Origin of the sequence: Sphingomonas sp. CCH10-B3 (assembly GCF_001556185.1) — a bacterium.
Lineage (GTDB): Bacteria > Pseudomonadota > Alphaproteobacteria > Sphingomonadales > Sphingomonadaceae > Sphingomonas > Sphingomonas aquatica.
The window spans coordinates 12,606-28,442 of sequence record NZ_LSIJ01000062.1 but is presented as its reverse complement, the minus strand read 5'-3'; the positions used below and the strand labels follow the sequence as shown (position 1 = coordinate 28,442).

Annotated in this window: 15 protein-coding genes; 8 read left to right on the top strand and 7 right to left on the bottom strand. The window is 64.9% G+C overall.

Annotated elements, in window-relative coordinates:
* Positions 1–70: 70 nt before the first annotated feature.
* Positions 71–1,351 carry a metallophosphoesterase gene (locus AX672_RS10820; RefSeq protein WP_066651259.1) on the bottom strand — a complete coding sequence of 427 codons (1,281 nt, stop codon included), beginning with the start codon at positions 1,349–1,351 and terminating at the stop codon, positions 71–73.
* Between the two features lie 93 nt (positions 1,352–1,444).
* Positions 1,445–4,300 (bottom strand): TonB-dependent receptor, encoded by a 2,856-nt coding sequence (locus AX672_RS10815; RefSeq protein ID WP_066651258.1) that lies wholly within the window; start codon positions 4,298–4,300, stop codon positions 1,445–1,447.
* 331 nt (positions 4,301–4,631) lie between these two features.
* Between AX672_RS10815 and AX672_RS10810 the strand changes: the two genes are divergently transcribed.
* On the top strand, positions 4,632–5,609 hold the full coding sequence (locus AX672_RS10810; RefSeq protein WP_066651256.1) for a CAP domain-containing protein: 978 nt from the start codon (positions 4,632–4,634) through the stop codon (positions 5,607–5,609).
* A 22-nt stretch (positions 5,610–5,631) separates the two neighbouring features.
* Here the strand turns inward: AX672_RS10810 and AX672_RS10805 are convergent, their stop codons facing one another.
* Together AX672_RS10805 and AX672_RS10800 are read right to left on the bottom strand one after the other, a co-directional pair.
* Positions 5,632–7,662, bottom strand: coding sequence for a malate synthase G (locus tag AX672_RS10805; RefSeq protein WP_231731287.1), 2,031 nt, complete (start codon positions 7,660–7,662; stop codon positions 5,632–5,634).
* Positions 7,663–7,734: 72 nt separating this feature from the next.
* Complete coding sequence (locus AX672_RS10800) at positions 7,735–8,187, bottom strand: MarR family winged helix-turn-helix transcriptional regulator (RefSeq protein WP_066651254.1); 453 nt, start codon at positions 8,185–8,187, stop codon at positions 7,735–7,737.
* A gap of 134 nt (positions 8,188–8,321) precedes the next feature.
* Between AX672_RS10800 and hppD the strand changes: the two genes are divergently transcribed.
* The 7 genes from hppD to AX672_RS10765 all read left to right on the top strand — a co-directional run bounded on the left by hppD (position 8,322) and on the right by AX672_RS10765 (position 14,310).
* Positions 8,322–9,416, top strand: a complete 1,095-nt coding sequence (gene hppD / locus AX672_RS10795; RefSeq protein ID WP_066651252.1) for a 4-hydroxyphenylpyruvate dioxygenase — start codon at positions 8,322–8,324, stop codon at positions 9,414–9,416.
* The gene (locus AX672_RS10790; protein ID WP_066651249.1) at positions 9,416–10,063 is read left to right on the top strand and encodes a dioxygenase family protein; all 648 of its coding nucleotides are present in this window, start codon (positions 9,416–9,418) and stop codon (positions 10,061–10,063) included. The genes hppD and AX672_RS10790 overlap by 1 nt, the downstream gene beginning before the upstream one ends.
* Positions 10,060–11,328 (top strand): homogentisate 1,2-dioxygenase, encoded by a 1,269-nt coding sequence (gene hmgA, locus AX672_RS10785; RefSeq protein WP_066651248.1) that lies wholly within the window; start codon positions 10,060–10,062, stop codon positions 11,326–11,328. Before AX672_RS10790 ends, hmgA begins: the two co-directional genes overlap by 4 nt.
* 60 nt (positions 11,329–11,388) lie before the next feature.
* Positions 11,389–12,078 (top strand): guanitoxin biosynthesis heme-dependent pre-guanitoxin N-hydroxylase GntA, encoded by a 690-nt coding sequence (gene gntA, locus AX672_RS10780; protein WP_066651246.1) that lies wholly within the window; start codon positions 11,389–11,391, stop codon positions 12,076–12,078.
* On the top strand, positions 12,071–12,658 hold the full coding sequence (locus AX672_RS10775) for a DUF1989 domain-containing protein (protein ID WP_231731286.1): 588 nt from the start codon (positions 12,071–12,073) through the stop codon (positions 12,656–12,658). The genes gntA and AX672_RS10775 overlap by 8 nt, the downstream gene beginning before the upstream one ends.
* A gap of 87 nt (positions 12,659–12,745) precedes the next feature.
* Entirely contained in the window at positions 12,746–13,096 is a 351-nt protein-coding gene (locus tag AX672_RS10770) for a YciI family protein (RefSeq protein ID WP_066651303.1), read from the top strand.
* Complete coding sequence (locus AX672_RS10765; protein ID WP_202189311.1) at positions 13,093–14,310, top strand: RNA polymerase sigma factor; 1,218 nt, start codon at positions 13,093–13,095, stop codon at positions 14,308–14,310. The genes AX672_RS10770 and AX672_RS10765 overlap by 4 nt, the downstream gene beginning before the upstream one ends.
* On the opposite strand, the gene AX672_RS10760 is transcribed toward AX672_RS10765, so the two are convergent.
* The 3 genes from AX672_RS10760 to AX672_RS10750 are packed head-to-tail and all read right to left on the bottom strand — an operon-like array spanning position 14,311 to position 15,780.
* On the bottom strand, positions 14,311–14,778 hold the full coding sequence (locus AX672_RS10760; protein ID WP_066651241.1) for a hypothetical protein: 468 nt from the start codon (positions 14,776–14,778) through the stop codon (positions 14,311–14,313).
* Entirely contained in the window at positions 14,775–15,491 is a 717-nt protein-coding gene (locus tag AX672_RS10755; protein ID WP_231731284.1) for a prepilin peptidase, read from the bottom strand. The genes AX672_RS10760 and AX672_RS10755 overlap by 4 nt, the downstream gene beginning before the upstream one ends.
* A gap of 31 nt (positions 15,492–15,522) precedes the next feature.
* On the bottom strand, positions 15,523–15,780 hold the full coding sequence (locus AX672_RS10750) for a hypothetical protein (protein ID WP_231731283.1): 258 nt from the start codon (positions 15,778–15,780) through the stop codon (positions 15,523–15,525).
* Between the last annotated feature and the right edge of the window lie 57 nt (positions 15,781–15,837).

The window sequence follows — 15,837 nt, the reverse complement described above, 5'->3', positions numbered from 1 at the left end:
TCTCCTGTGCCCATACCTGATATTCGATTTTCACGGGCGGCGCAAAGGCCACGCCATCATCGACGACGCGTCAGTTGCCGGCTCGGTTGCGGCGCGTGAAGATCTGGGTGAATTCGACCTTGGGTTGCCCGTTGCCATCGTTGGGGGTCGACACCATCGTCACCTTCGCTTCGCTGTCGGTGAGCGTCAGATGCGCAAAGCCCCAGATCATGCCGCGCACATAGAGCGGGCGATATTGCGGGTAGTTGCGCTGCTGATGCGCCATGAAGGCGGTGTTGAGCGGGCGCTGCTTCGCTGCCGCGCCCGACACGATGTTGGGCAGCGCCGCCAGCCCTTCGCCCGGTGCCGCCGTTGCGCAGCTATCGGTTGCGACTTCCAACGTATGCTCATGCCCGGCGAGATAGAGATCGGCATAGCGGCACAAGGTCGGCAGCAGCACCGCGCGCAGCGTCCGCGCCTGTTCGAACTTGCCGCCCGACGACGACCAGAGCGGGTGGTGCCCGATCACGATTTTCCAGCGCGCCTTCGACGCTTTCAACCGCTGCTCGAGATTGGCGACCATCGCGCGCTCGGCATCAGTCGCGGGGGTCGCCCATGGTTCCGAGGCATCGAGCTTGGTGGTCGGCACTTCGCTGCCGTCGTCGGCGAGCTTGCCGTCGAGCACCTTCTCGCCCGCCAGCAGGACATGGGTGTCGATCGAGAAAATCTCGACCATCCCCTTGGCGGCAGGTGGCTGCGCTGCATAGGCGAGCCCGTCCATATAGAAAGGCCGCGTTTCGCTCAGATAGCGCACCTGCGCGAGCGCTCCCTCGCGCGAGGTGTGCCAGTCGTGGTTGCCGAGCGTCGCGTAAATCCGGAAATCGGCGTCGCCCCAACCAAATGCGCCATAGGGCGTCGCAAACAGATCCTGAAAGCGCTTGGCATCATCGCGACCGTCAGCGCCGAGCGTTGCGCCATCGGGATAGATGTTGTCGCCGAGCATCACGCCGAATTGGCAGCGCGCGCTGTTGCGGCAATAATCGGTCATTGCCTTTGCAACCGGCATCAGGCCGCTTGCTGCCACAAAACCGCCGTTCGAAGGATGCGCGACCATCGGCGGCGGCGTGAATTCCGCGATCGGCCGCTTGTCCTTGATCCAGCTTGCCCGCGCCTTGGCGATGAACTGCTCGCGGGTCAGCGGCGGGTTGAGATCTTCGGGGTCGAGATAGTCGAGGCTGTACCCCGAATCGCCGAACGCCAGGAACGACACCGATGACGGCGGCGCGGAGGCAGGTGCTGCCGCACGCTCAACCGAAGCACAGCCTGCAAGCGACAGGACCAGCAGGGCACTGGCGACCAAAGGCTTTGCCATAACAACTCCCGAGCCGCGCGACCGTTTCGGCTCGTTTCGTGGCCGCGCAAGAAACGTGGGTGACGGGTCGCCCCGTCACCCACTCTCCCCTTATCAGAAAGTAACGCGGACACCGCCCGAATAGCGGCGGCCGAACCGTTCCCATTCGATCGTCTGGCCGGTGGTGGTCGGAGTCGGGACGCCGAGCGCGGTCAGCAGATTGCCCGGCTCGGAATACCGACGGCCCGCTTGATTGAACATGTTCTGAACGTCGAAGTAAACTTCGAAATTCTTGGTGAATGCATAGCGAACCGACATGTCAACTTCTTCGTCGGCTGCCCAATAGGTGTCACCGGCGTCGGTCAGATCATTCGCGATCGTATCGAGATAGTCGCTGCGCCACTGATACTGGAAGTTGATCGACAGGCCATATTTTTCATAATAGGCGCCGATATTGTAAAGCAGGTCCGACGTACCCGGCAAGCGAACCTTACGGGCGGGCACCAGGCCGGTAGCCGGCTTGGTGACTTCGCTGTTGTTAACGGTCACGTTGCTGTTGATGCCGAAGCCGCCCATCCACTCCGGCAGGCCAAGGTCGCGCGTCCACGGATCGAGCTGCAACTGGGCTGTCGCTTCCATGCCGAACAGCCGCCCCGAACCGCCGTTGGTGATGCCGGTGAAGAAATAGCCCGAACGATCGATGCCGTTCGCGTTGAGCGCATCCGACCCGAAGGTCCGGCGCTGCGTGTACAGAACGTCGTCAACCTGCTTGTAGAAAGCGCCGATGCTGATGTAGCCCTGCGGCTTCAGATACCATTCGAAATAGCCGTCGACGCCATAGGCGCGCTCAGGCTTGACGGCAGGATTGCCGCCCGAGATCGTCTGGTTGGCATCATTGACAACCACGTTCGGCCGCAGCTGGTCGTAATCGGCACGCGCCGCGCCCGAGTTGAACGACAGCCGCAGCTTCTTGGTGCTGTCGACATTCCAGTTCACGTGGAGGCTGGGGAAGAACAGCGTCTGGCTGGATTGCGCGGTGACAAGCCCGTTGGTGTTGCCAATCGTCGCAACCGCAGTCCCGCGGTTCTTGAGATGCTCGACACGGACACCGCCGACGATCGAGCCCCAGTCATATTTCAGCGTGCCCATCAAATAGCCGGCATAGACCTGCTCGCGCACGTTGTAATTGTTCCCGGTGTTGGGTGCGAACGCGAAGTTCGCGCGCGCCGCCGCGCTGACTGCCCGCATCCGGTTGATGTCGAAATAGCGGAAGCTGTAGTCGAGCGGAATCTGACCCAGGAACGCCTGATCGATCGAGAACTGGTTGTAATCTTGCGGCAAGCCAACCGCGTTAAACTGCGCGGCGGTGTTGAGCGTGATCTGGTTCTCGTTCGCCACCTTGGTACGCTGGTCGAACTGGAAACCAGCCTTGAAAGTGGCGTCGGCGCCCAGGAACTGCGTCTCGCGGCTCACCACAAAGCGCGCGGTATAGGCATCGGTGGTGTCGATCGCGTCAAGCACCGTGAACGACACTGGCGCCTTGGCGAAGGCGTCGATCTGCGTCACGCGGGTCCCGGCCTGGAACCGGGTGGGACCGGTGAGCTGGACCGTGTTGAACAGCAACAGGCGCGAGCGGTTCGGATCGCTGAAGTCATAAGCGATGGTGGGGCGCAGGTTGCGCGTCGACGGGCTGTCGTAGGATGCTTCGCCCACCGACGAACGGTCGTCGCGCGAGCGGGTGAAGTTGCCGAGCCAGGTGAACTGCCAGCCTTCACCGAAATTGTGCGTGCCGGTCAGGGTGTTGGTAAAGATCGACTGGCGGAACGCCCGCAGCGTCGCGCGCTGGCGAATGTCGACGCCATAGACGGTGCCGACCTGCGGGGTGTTGCCGATGCAGACATCGGCATAGCCGCTGGTGGTCGGCGTGGGGTTCACGGTGCGCGCGCAATCAGCGGCATTGGTGACGAGATCACCCTGACGATCGTCGAGGTCGAAGCGATAATTGTCGCGGGCTTCGTCGTCGGTGAAGATCGTGAACAGGGACCGCGCCGAGATCGTGTTGTCGGCATCGGGCTTCCAGTCGAGCCGGATCGACGACGACCAGTTGCGCCGCGTCAGGCGATAAAGCTTGTTTTCGGCTTCATGCCCCCAGAAGCGCCGTTCCCAGCCGGGGCGCTTGTCGTTCCCCGTCGCCGGCGTGGTGAGGTTATTCGCCGTGCCGATTTCGCTACCGACGCGTTCGTAATCGACCTCGAAATTGTCTGTGATCTGGGCGCGATCAAAATAGCTGCCCGACAGGACAACACCTAGTTCGCCGCTGCCGAGCTGGAACCGGTTCGACACGACCAGCGAGGCTTCATATTGCGGGCGGCTGCCATACTCGGCGACGCCGAAGCCAGCCTTGCCAGCGATCTTGAATCCCGAATAGTCGAACGCCGAGCGCGTGATGACGTTGACGTTGCCGGCGACGGTTTCGCCGGGCATGTCAGGCGTCACGGCCTTCGACACGATCACCTGAGCCGCAATCGCCGAGGGAATCGAGTCAAAGCGCGCGTCGCGGCCTTCGGGGCTGACGACGTTGATGCCGTCGAACGACAGCGTGGTCCAGTAATTGGGGGCGCCCCGCAAGCTGATGTAGCGCGCCTGGCCCTGATCGCGTTCGACCGCGATCCCGGGCAGGCGGCTGACGGCCTGGGCGATGTTCTGGTCAGGCAGGCGGCCAACGCCGTCCGCCGAGATGACGCTGACCAGCGAGTCCGATTCGCGCTGCGTGCGAAGCGCAGCTGCCAGCGATTCCTTGATCGGGCGCGAGCCGGTGACGACGACTTCGTCGGCGGCAGGCTCTTCGGCAGGCGCCGGTGTCGGCGCGGTCTGCGCCTGCGCTGCAGTCGCAAGCGCAGCGCTGGCGATGCCCGCGGTCAGCGCAAGACGCGCGGAATCGAACAGAAAACGATGGTTCCGGAATGTCATTTCAACCCCCTTCGCGGCGCCTAGGATGGCGATGCGTGCGGGGCGCCTAGGGGAGCTTGATGAAGCTCAAATTGCAGAAACGTGACATTGCCGTGAATCGTTGCGGATGTGTAATTTTACCACACTAGGCACGACGCCGGACCCCGATGGGACGTTGCCATACGTTTGACGTGCATTCGAGCGCTCAAAATGCGCGCACGACAGGCGACGAGATTGATGCTCCACCCTGCGCGTGCGCCGCGATCAAATCCGCCAAACCGATCGCCACAGACCTGTCGTTGATATGATGGCAAGGACCCAACAGCTAGCCCAACATTGACAAGGCCAACCCATGATTGCGCATTTGCTAAATGTAACGGCGCTGATCGCCGCGGCGACGGCAGGACAATCGTCTGTCGCCGAGCCGCGCGTCGCCCGGATCAGAACCGCCGATCCCCATTTCGCGGTCAAGCTGGCAGCGCTGTTCGATCGGCTTCCCGACCCTGCGATCTGCCAGGCGGGCGAACTCAAGCCATCGTCCCGAGCCGAGGCGCTGGGCGCCGTCAACGCGATCCGCGCTTACCACCATTTGCCGCCGGTCGAGTATGACGCAACAGCTGACGGCGAAGTGATGGCCGCATCGCTGGTGATGGCCGCGCAAGGCGATTTGTCACATTGGCCGCGACCCTCGTGGCGCTGCTATTCGGAAGCCGCCGCCAAGGGTGCCGGATCGAGCAATTTGTCTGGTGGCGTGGTGTCGCCCCATTTGCGTTTTGACACGCCCCGCGATGACGTTCGCGATTGGGTCACCGATGTGCAAAATGTCGTCGGCGGGACTGGGCATCGCCGGTGGATACTTTCCCCTTTCGTCACCCGCATCGCTTACGGTCGATCGGGCTGGGAAACGCCGGATGGCCAGCGCTCCGGGGCGTCGGCGCTCAAGATTTTCGATTTCGCCAGCGAGCAGTCTGTCACAGCCACGCTTCCCGATTTTGTCGCCTATCCCTTCGGCGATTACCCGATCGAGTTGTTTGAGGACAAAGCGTTGCTGTCATTCAGCCCGATTGTCGACAAGCAAAACAAATGGAACAATCTGCGGGCCGACCTGACCAACGCCAAAGTCACGATGAGCAGCGGCGGTGAAGCGGTGCGAACATCGATATTTGCAAAGCGCACGGACGCAATCGGCTATACCACCGCCATCGAATTTACCGCTGACGACATCCAACCCGACGTAACCTATCGCGTCGACATCGAGGGTGTCGTCTATCAAGGGCGCACCATCGATTATCATTATGAATTCAAGCTGGTTGGTCGACCTACCAGTTAATCGATAACCACCGCGCGTTGCTTTACCGACCTTTCGCCCGCGCGCGGTAAGCGTGGAGCAGCGGCTCGGTATAGCCGCTCGGCTGGCTGACCCCTTCGAACACCAGCGCGCGGGCAGCTTGCAGCGCGATGCTGTCGGGATGCCCCGCCATCGGCCGATAGAGCGGATCGCCGGCATTCTGCGCATCGACCTTCGCCGCCATCCGCTCGAAGGCGGCGTCGACTTCGGCCTTGGTCGCGACGCCGTGGAGCAGCCAGTTGGCGATGTGCTGTGAGCTGATCCGCAAGGTCGCGCGGTCCTCCATCAGGCCGATATCGTTGATGTCGGGCACTTTCGAGCAGCCGATGCCTTGGTCGATCCAGCGCACGACATAGCCGAGAATGCCTTGCGCGTTGTTGTCGAGCTCGCGTGCGACTTCCTCCGCCGTCCAGTTGCGTCCGCCCGCGAACGGCACGGTCAGCAAGCCGTCGAGCGCGGGGATCGGCTCGTGCGCAATCTCCCGCTGCCGGGCGAAGACGTCGACCTGATGATAATGCATCGCGTGAAGCGTCGCGGCGGTCGGCGACGGCACCCAGGCGGTGTTGGCGCCGCTCATCGGATGCCCGATCTTCTGCGCCATCATGTCGGCCATCCGGTCAGGCGCGGCCCACATGCCCTTGCCGATTTGCGCGCGGCCCGACAGGCCGTGGGCCAAGCCGATGCGGACGTTGCGATCCTCATAGGCCTTGATCCACGCGCTCGCTTTCATCTCGGCCTTGGGGATCATCGCGCCGCCATGCATCGCGGTGTGCATTTCGTCCCCGGTGCGGTCGAGGAAACCGGTGTTGATGAAGACGATGCGGTCCTTCACCGCTGCGATGCAGGCGGCGAGATTGGCCGAGGTGCGCCGCTCCTCGTCCATCACCCCCACCTTGATGGTGTGGCGCGCGAGGCCGAGCAGATCCTCGACCGCATCGAACAGCCGATTGGTGAAACCGCATTCCTCCGGCCCGTGCATCTTAGGCTTGACGATGTAGACGCTGCCGGTGCGGCTGTTGCGGAACGCGCCAAGCGCGCGCAGGTCGTAAAGCGCGATCGTGGAGGTCATGATCGCGTCGATTATGCCCTCGGGTGCCTCGCCACCGCCGGGGAGCGTGATCGCGGGCGTGGTCATCAGATGGCCGACATTGCGCACGAACAGCAGCGAGCGGCCGGGGAGCGTCAGGTCGCCCCCAATGCCGACATAGCTGCGATCCGAGTTGAGTTTGCGGGTGAGCTGCTTGCCACCTTTTTCGAACGTCTCCTCCAGATCGCCCTTCATTAGGCCGAGCCAGTTGGCATAGGCGGCGACCTTATCCTCGGCATCGACCGCCGCGATCGAATCCTCGAGATCGCAGATCGTCGTCAGCGCCGATTCGAGCACCACGTCGGACAGGCCATCGGGATCGTTCGCGCCGATGTGATTGGGCTCGAACCGCAATTCGATGTGCAGCCCGTGATGGCGGAACAGCTTGCACTGCTCGCCGCGTGCGACGAGGCCCACGTCCTCGCGCCAGCCGGGAATGGCTTCGTCGAGAAACGCCTTCGCGCGCGCGACCACCGCTGCACCGCGCGCCTCGTCGTAACCGCCGGGCCGGGCGGGCGGCGCATCGAGCGCGTCGGTGCCGTAAAGCGCGTCGTACAGGCTCCCCCAGCGCGCATTCGCCGCATTGAGCAGAAAGCGCGCGTTGAGGATCGGCACCACCAGCTGCGGCCCGGCCATCGTCGCGATCTCGGCATCGACGTTCTCGGTGCCGATCGTGAACGGTGCCGGTTCGGGCACCAGATAGCCGATGTCGCGCAGGAACGCCTCGTCTACCGGCTCGCCCGCCCGATAGCGCGCGTCGATCGCCGCCTGCAGTGTCTCGCGCTTGGCGAGCAGCGCGGCGTTCTCCGGCGCGAACCGCGCGAAGATGTCGGCCACGCCCGCCCACCAGCCCTCGGCGGCAATCCCCAGTCCCGGCAGCACGCGCTCTTCCACGAACTGCGCGAGTTCTTCCGCGACGCCGAGCCCGGCGCGATCGACGATGGACATGATTCCTCCTTGGATTGGCAATGACAGGCCCGGGGAGGACCGGCGCTGATTAGACCGCGCGGCCCGCTTGCATCAACCCCGTTCGGGCGCGATCGATGCGGCCGCCACTTCGATCCGCGCGAGCATCGCCGCGAAATCGGCCAGCTCTGCCTTGCTGAACCCGGCGAAGATTTGCGCCTCCAGCTCGAGCGCCTTGGGCGCGACACTGTCGTAGAGCAGCCGCCCGGCGGGGGTGAGCGACAGCAGGTGCGATCGCTGGTCGTCGGGGTTGGGCGTGCGCGCGATCAGCCCGCGATCGACCAGCGCCACCGCCGCGCGGCTCACCGTCACCTTGTCCATCCGCGTCGCAGCACCCAAAGCCTGTTGGGTCAGCCCATCGCTTTCGGCAATCACCGCGATCAGCCGCCACTGCGGGATGGTGAGGCCGAACAGCGCCTCATAAGCCGTCGCCACCGCCGCCGACACGCGGTTCGACGCGATCGATAAGCGATAGGGCATGAAATCGTCGAGCTTGAGCGAGGTCATCGCGCGAGTGTTGCCACTCCCGCCGGGCGTCTGGCAACAGTCGCGGAATAGGCAACCGATGCCCCTTTTCCGCTAGCCCCTAATCGGCTATATAGTTTCATCTGATACCATCCGCCGCCACGGAGACCCCTGCCATGACCACCGCGACCGCTCCCCAGCCCGCCGCCACCCACGACAACCCGATGGGCCTCAACGGCTTTGAATTCGTCGAATTCACCTCTCCCGACCCGGAGGCACTCGCGGACCTGTTCGTCAAGATGGGCTTCACTCATGTCGGCACGCACCGCTCGAAGAACGTCCGCCGCTATGCGCAGGGCGACATCAATTTCCTGCTCAACATGGAAAATGCTGGCCAGGTCGCTGGCTTCCGCGACACCCACGGCCCCTCCGCCAATGCCATGGCGTTCCGCGTCGCCGATGCCGCCAAGGCAGTGAAGCTCGCGACCGAGCGCGGCGCGGTGCCGGTCGAGGGCAAGGTCGGCCCGGCGGAACTCAACATCCCGGCGATCGAGGGGATTGGCGGCGCGAACCTTTATCTGGTCGACCAGCGCGGCGGCACGACGATCTACGACATTGATTTCGAGCCCGTCCCCGGCGCGACACCGAACGACAACAGCGTCGGCCTGCACACGCTCGATCACCTGACGCATAATCTGATGCGAGGGCGGATGAATTACTGGGCGGATTATTACGAGCGCATCTTCAACTTCCGCGAAATCCGCTTCTTCGACATCGAGGGCAAGGCGACAGCGCTGGTCTCGAAGGCAATGACCGCGCCCGACGACAAGATCCGCATCCCCTTGAACGAAAGCCAGGACGAGCATTCGCAGATCGAGGAATTCATCAAGGACTACAAAGGCGAAGGCATTCAGCACATCGCGATGGCGACCGACGACATCTTCAAGACCGTCGACACCTTGCGCGCCAATGGCATCCGTTTTCAGGACACGATCGACACCTATTTCGACCTGATCGACAAGCGCCTGCCTGGCCACGGCCATGACGTCGAAGAAATGCGCAAGCGCAAAATCCTGATCGACGGCGCGCCAGAGACGGGCGGTGGGCTGCTGCTCCAGATCTTCACCGAGAATATGGTCGGGCCGATCTTTTTCGAGATCATCCAGCGCAAGGGCAATGACGGCTTCGGTGAGGGCAATTTCAAGGCGCTGTTCGAGAGCATCGAGCTCGATCAGATTCGGCGCGGGGTGATCCCGGCGACGGCGGAGTGATGCGGCCGCCAATCGCGCTCGCGGCGCTGCTGTTGGTCGGCTGCCAACCTGCCGGCGGCAGCGCGCCGCAAGCTGTGTCCTCCCCGGTATCGGCAACCACGGCGCGCGCAAACCTCTATCAGTGCGAAGGGTGCGAGGCGGCTCTCGAAACCGACCTCGCAGCGCTGACGAACTCGGCACGGATCGGCCCGGGGGTCGACATGGGCGAGCCCCTGACCATCGACGGCGTCGTCTACCAGAGCGACGGCAAGACGCCAGCCACGGGGGTTGTCGTCTACGCCTATCAGACCAATGCCGCAGGGCGTTACGCCAATGGCGCGACCACCACGATCTGGAGCCGTCGCCACGGCCGATTGCGCGGCTGGGTGAAGACGGGCGCCGATGGGCGCTATCACTTCGATACGATCAAACCCGCGCCCTACCCCAACGACACCATCCCCGCGCATATCCACATGACCGTTCTCGAACCCGGCAAGCGGCCCTATTGGATCGACGACATTGTTTTCGACGGTGAATTCGGCGTCACCCCGGCTTACCGAAAATCGATGGTCAATCGGGGCGGCAACGGCATCGTCCCCATCCGCCGCGACACAAACGGCAAGGCGGTTGTCGTGCGCGACATCATCTTGGAGCGACACCCGGCATGACCACCTACCTCACCGGCTTCGGCAATCACTTCGCCACCGAAGCCATCCCCGGCGCGCTGCCCGTCGGGCGCAATTCGCCGCAGCGGCCTGCGTTCGGCCTTTATGCCGAGCAGCTCAGCGGCGCCGCCTTCACGATGGCGCGCAGCGAGAACCGGCGGTCGTGGCTCTATCGCCTGCGCCCGTCAGCCGCGCACCCGCCCTATGCGCTGGTTGCCGATCCCGCCGTCGATCGCACGCTGCCCGCCAGCCCCAACCGGCTGCGCTGGGACCCGCGTCCCCTGCCCCATGCCGCGACGACCTTCGTCGACTCGCTCGCCACGATGCTGTGGAACGGCGACCCGGAGGCGCATAGCGGCGTCACGCTCTCCACCTATGCCGCCACCGCGAGCATGGACCGGCAGGTGTTCTTCTCGGCCGATGGCGAGCTGTTGATCATTCCCGAGCAGGGCGGGCTGACGCTGCATACCGAACTCGGCGCGATCGCGCTCGAGCCGCTCGAAATCGCGATCATCCCGCGCGGCGTCCGCTTTCGCGTTGCCCTCACCGGCGACGCCGCGCGCGGCTATCTTGCGGAGAATCACGGCAGCCCCTTCCGCCTCCCCGATCTCGGCCCGATCGGCTCGAACGGCCTCGCCAATCCGCGCGATTTCGAGACGCCCGTCGCCTGGTTCGAGGATCGCGACGAGCCGTTCGAGGTGATCCAGAAATTCGGCGGCAAGCTGTGGCGCACCACGCTCGATCATTCGCCGCTCGATGTTGTCGCGTGGCACGGCAATCTCGCGCCGGTGAAGTACGACCTGCGCCGCTTCAACACGCTCGGCACGGTCAGCTTCGATCATCCCGATCCGTCGATCTTCACCGTGCTCACCAGCCCGAGCGACATGCCCGGCCGGGCGAACGCCGATTTCGTCATCTTCCCGCCGCGCTGGATGGTGGCCGAGGATACGTTCCGCCCGCCCTGGTTCCACCGCAATCTGATGAGCGAAGCGATGGGGCTGATCACCGGCGCCTATGACGCCAAGGCAGGCGGTTTCGCCCCCGGTGCGCTGTCGCTTCACAATATGATGAGCGCGCATGGCCCCGACGTCACCAGTTGGCAGGGCGCCACCAATGCCGATCTCGCCCCGCACAAGATCGACGGGACGATGGCGTTCATGGTCGAAAGCTGCTGGCCGTATCGCGTGACGGACTCGGCGCTGGCGTCGGCCCAGCCCGACTATGACGGCGTCTGGGGCGCCTTTCCCAAGGCCCGCCTGCCCGACTGAGGGAACATCGAACCCCGGGCTTCGTTGAAGCGCCATTCATCAATAGCCCAGGGATTTCAGATGTTTCACTGGCAGCATGCTGCGCAGCAGGCGTTGCAGGCCAAATTGTTCGCGCATGTCGACGACCGCGACTTCCCCTGCGTTGGCGCGAAGGCAGCGCTCGCCAAGGGGACGCTACGGGTGCTTGCCTGCGACAATATTGCGAGCGCGTGGGACGACCTGCGCATCCACGACGAGCTGCTGAAGTTCGGCGAAGTCTATGCGCGCGACCCGGCGATGTTCCGCAGCCTGGCAATCGTGTTCGAAGGGCCGACCGACCTGTCCGAAGCCGAGTTCGAAGCAGCGCTATGGGATCGGGCGCAGTCGCTTTCGGACAAGGATGTCTGGCGCGGCCAACCCTATGACGAGCGCGTCTCTCCCGACCCCGAGGACGCGCATTTTTCGCTGAGCTTCGGCGGGCAGGCGTTCTTCATCGTCGGGCTGCACCCCAAAGCCAGCCGCCCCGCGCGACGCTTCGAGCGGCCGACGATGGTGTTCAACCTCCACGACCAGTTCGAACGGCTGCGCGCCGAGGGGCGATACGAAGGCATGCGCGAAAAAATCATGGTGCGTGACGAGGCCATCGCCGGCAGCCGCAACCCGATGCTGGCCCGCCACGGCGAGGCCAGCGAGGCGCGGCAATATTCTGGCCGCGTGGTTGACGGCGATTGGACCTGCCCGTTCAGCTATGCCGGTGCGGCGGATGAATGAAATCCCCCCGCGATCAGGGACGGCCTTCCTGCTGGGCAAGGGCGAGACGCTCACCGTCGTCGACATTCAGGGGGTGCAGGTCGCCGATCTGCTCGCCTACAACGCCGACGACATTGGCGAAGTGCTGAGTTCGGGGCGCACGCTCGATTATGCCGAGACGATCCGGCTGACGACGGGGCACAAGCTCTATTCGAACCGGTCGAATGTGCTGCTGGAGATCGTCGCCGACAGCGTCGGCGTGCATGATTTCCTGCTCATCCCCTGTTCGCATGCGACGTTCGACCATTTCTACCCGAACGAGCCGCGCCACCGCGGCTGCTTCGGCAATCTCGCCGAAGCGCTCGCGCCCTATGACGTGACCGAGGACATGATCCCGGTCGCGTTCAACTGTTTCATGAACGTGCCCGTCGCGCCCGACGGCACGTTGCAGGTCCTGCCCCCGCTCAGCCGCGCGGGCGATACGATCAGCTTCATGGCGGCGATGGACCTGATCATCGGGCTCACTGCCTGCTCGGCGCCTGCGAGCAACGGCGGCAGTTTCAAGCCGATCGGCTGGCGGATCGACCCGCCGCCAAAATAATTTCTCGCACGGCTGTCGATTCCACTGCCCTTCGCCCGTCTCCGAAGTACGATCACGATGCAGTGGTCGCTGATGGGAGGAATGGCGATGAAATACATGCTGATGATTTTCGAAGATGAAGCCGTTTACAACGATGGCACCGGCGCCGCGATGGGCGCGATCATCCAGAAGCATATGGCGTTCGGTGAAGAAATCGGTTCGGCCATGCTGCACGGTGCCGGGCTCCAGCCGATTGCGACGGCGACGACCATCAGGACCGAGGGCGGAGTCCAGACGCTGCACGACGGGCCGTTTGCCGAAACCAAAGAACAGCTCGGCGGCTATTATATGGTCGAAGCGCCCGACCTGGATGCCGCCATCGCGATTGCGAAGAAAATTCCGCTGGCAGCCAATGGCTCGGTCGAAGTGCGCCCGATCATGGCACCGCCCGGCATGTGAGCATCGCGCTCGACGCGGTTTTCCGGGCGGCGAGTGGGCGCATCATTGCCGCGCTCGCCGCCCGCTTCCGCAATCTCGACCTTGCCGAAGATGCCCTTGCCGAAGCCTGCGCGCGAGCCGTGACCGTTTGGGCGGACGAAGCCCCGCGCGATCCGGCCGCATGGCTCTACCGCGTCGCCGAGCGCGTCGCGCTGGATCGGGTGCGGCAAGCGGGCGTGCGCGCGGCCGCCGCGCTGCCCGCCCCCGAACCCGAGCCGACCCCGGAGGAACTGATGCTCGACGCGAGCCCCATCCCCGACGAGCGGCTGAAGCTGATCTTCACCTGCTGCCACCCTGCCATCCACCCGGAGGCACGCGCCGCGCTGACGCTGCGGCTGGTATGTGGGTTGTCCACTGAGGAAATCGCCCGCGCCTTCCTGACTGCCGAGCCGACGCTCGCGCAGCGGCTGGTGCGCGCCAAACGAAAGATCGCGCGCGCCGGCATCGGCTATGATGTGCCCGGCCCCGACGCCTGGGGTGAGCGGCTCGACGCGGTGCTGAGCACGATCGAAGTCGCCTATGCTCATGCCCATGCCGATGGCGCGGGGACAGGCCAGCATGCCGATTATGCGCGCGAGATGCTGGGCATCACGGAGACGCTCGCGCAAATGCTGCCGCAGGAGCCTGAAGTGCTGGCGCTCGCCGCGACGGTGCGCTTTGCAGAGGCGCGGCGTCCCGCGCGGGTCAATGCCGACGGCGCGATGGTTCCCCTGTCCGAACAGGATCCAGCGCGCTGGGATGCCGCCCTGATCGCCGATGGCCGCCGCTATTTCGCCGCCGCCGCGCGGATCGGCCCCCGCCGCCCGCGCGTGGTGGCTGCACTGATCCATGCCGAATGGTGCGCGCGGGAGTCACTCGCCGAGCCGCCGCCATGGCGCAACATCCTGACGATCTATGATGCGCTGCTGAGCGTGCGCGACGATGCGATCACCCGGCTCAACCGCGCCGTCGCGCTGGCGCAGGTCGCCGGCTATCAGGCGGCGCTCGAGGAAGTCGACGCGCTCGATACGCCCGGTCTCGCGCACTTCCTGCCCTATCACGCGACTCGGGCGGGGCTGCTCTATCGGCTGGGGCTGAACGACGCCGCCCGCGCCGCCTATGACGCCGCGCTCGCGCTCGCGCCCGGCGACGCCGAACGCCGCTGGCTTGAGGCACGGCGCGCCGAGGTCAGTTGATCAGCTCGCGCAGCCGATGATGCCGATCACCGGCACGATCACGCTGTCGCCGCCTTCGCGAGTGATCGTCAGCGTCGCGCTCTCGGTCAGCGCACCTTGCGTCAGGTCGCCGCGCCGCACGATTGCCATTTCGACGCTGACCTTCAGATCGCCGCCCGCGTAATCGGTGTGCGCGAGAAAGCCGAAGTCGCCCGGCCCGTTCTGCCCGATACGGACCAGGTCCGTCAGCTTGCCGTCCGGCGCGAAGCGGATGCGCGCAGGGTCCGACGTCAGCATCGCCACCAAGGCGCGGGTCTGGGTGGCGGTCCACAGGAAGGTGGCGCACCCCGTCTGGGGCAATTCCTGCTTGGGGATGCCACCGATCGGCAGGCCATCGACCGACCGCGGCAATTGGCCGAGCGGCGCCTTCGGCAGATCCTGCGCGCCAAAGGGAGCCGCGAGCAACAACGCGAACAGACCAGCTTTCATGCCGCCAGCTTTAGCATGACGATCAGCGCCGGGTAAGCCGCGATCGCCATCAGCGTGCCGAGCGGCAAGCGGTTACTGAGCGCCGCGCCGCGTCGGGTTAGCAGCTGGAAGAGGACCACGCAGAGACCCGTCAGCGCGGCAAGGAACAGCACCGCCGGCAACAGCTGCCACCCTAGCCACAGCCCGATCGCGCCCAGCAGCTTCGGGTCGCCGCCGCCCAGCCCCTCGCGCCCCCGCAACGCCCTGTACCCCGCGCCGATCGCCCAGAGTGCGGCAAAGCCCCCCGCCCCGCCGACTAGCCGGTCGTTCATTCCCGCGCCGATCCCCAGCAGTCCAACAGCCACGCCAGCCAGCGCGAGCGCCAGCGTCAACTCGTCGGGCAGCCAGAACTCGGTAGCGTCGAGCGCGGCCAGCGCGAGCAGCAGCCAGCCGAATACCGCCGCCGCAATGGCTTCGCCGCCCGGCAAAAGCGCGCCCGCGGTTGCGCCCACCGCCAGCGCAATCGCTTCGATCCGCCAGTGCAGCGGGTCGATCGCAGCACCACAGGAGCGGCATTTGCCCCGGCTCGCGAGCGCGCTGAGCAGTGGCACCAGTTCGGCGGGACCGAGCGTGCGCCCGCAGGCATCGCAGGCCGATCGCCCGGTCACGACCGATCGCTCGGCCGGCCAACGGATGACGAGCGCGGCGATGAAGCTGCCGAAGATTGCCCCCAATCCCCCAAGAAGCGCCGCCCAAAGCGGCCCTTCAGCCGGGAGGGCGCTTGCGAATGAGGTAACGATAGACACCCAGCAGGTTGATCCCGAACAAGACGGCGTTCTGCGTGCCGAGCGCAAAGTCCTTGGTCAACACCGATCCCGCGATCCAGCACAGCGACGAAGCGACGAAGATCACGAATCCCCACCCCGTCAGCCGCCGCCCGAGATCGAGCGAGACCATGGCGGCGGCGACCATCCCGCTCCCCGATGCCGCCCATTTCAGGATGGTCGTCGGCAGGTCTTCCATCGCTATGCTCCGCGCAAAGACGCGATAACCAGCCGCATGCGTGGCTGTTCCCCGTGC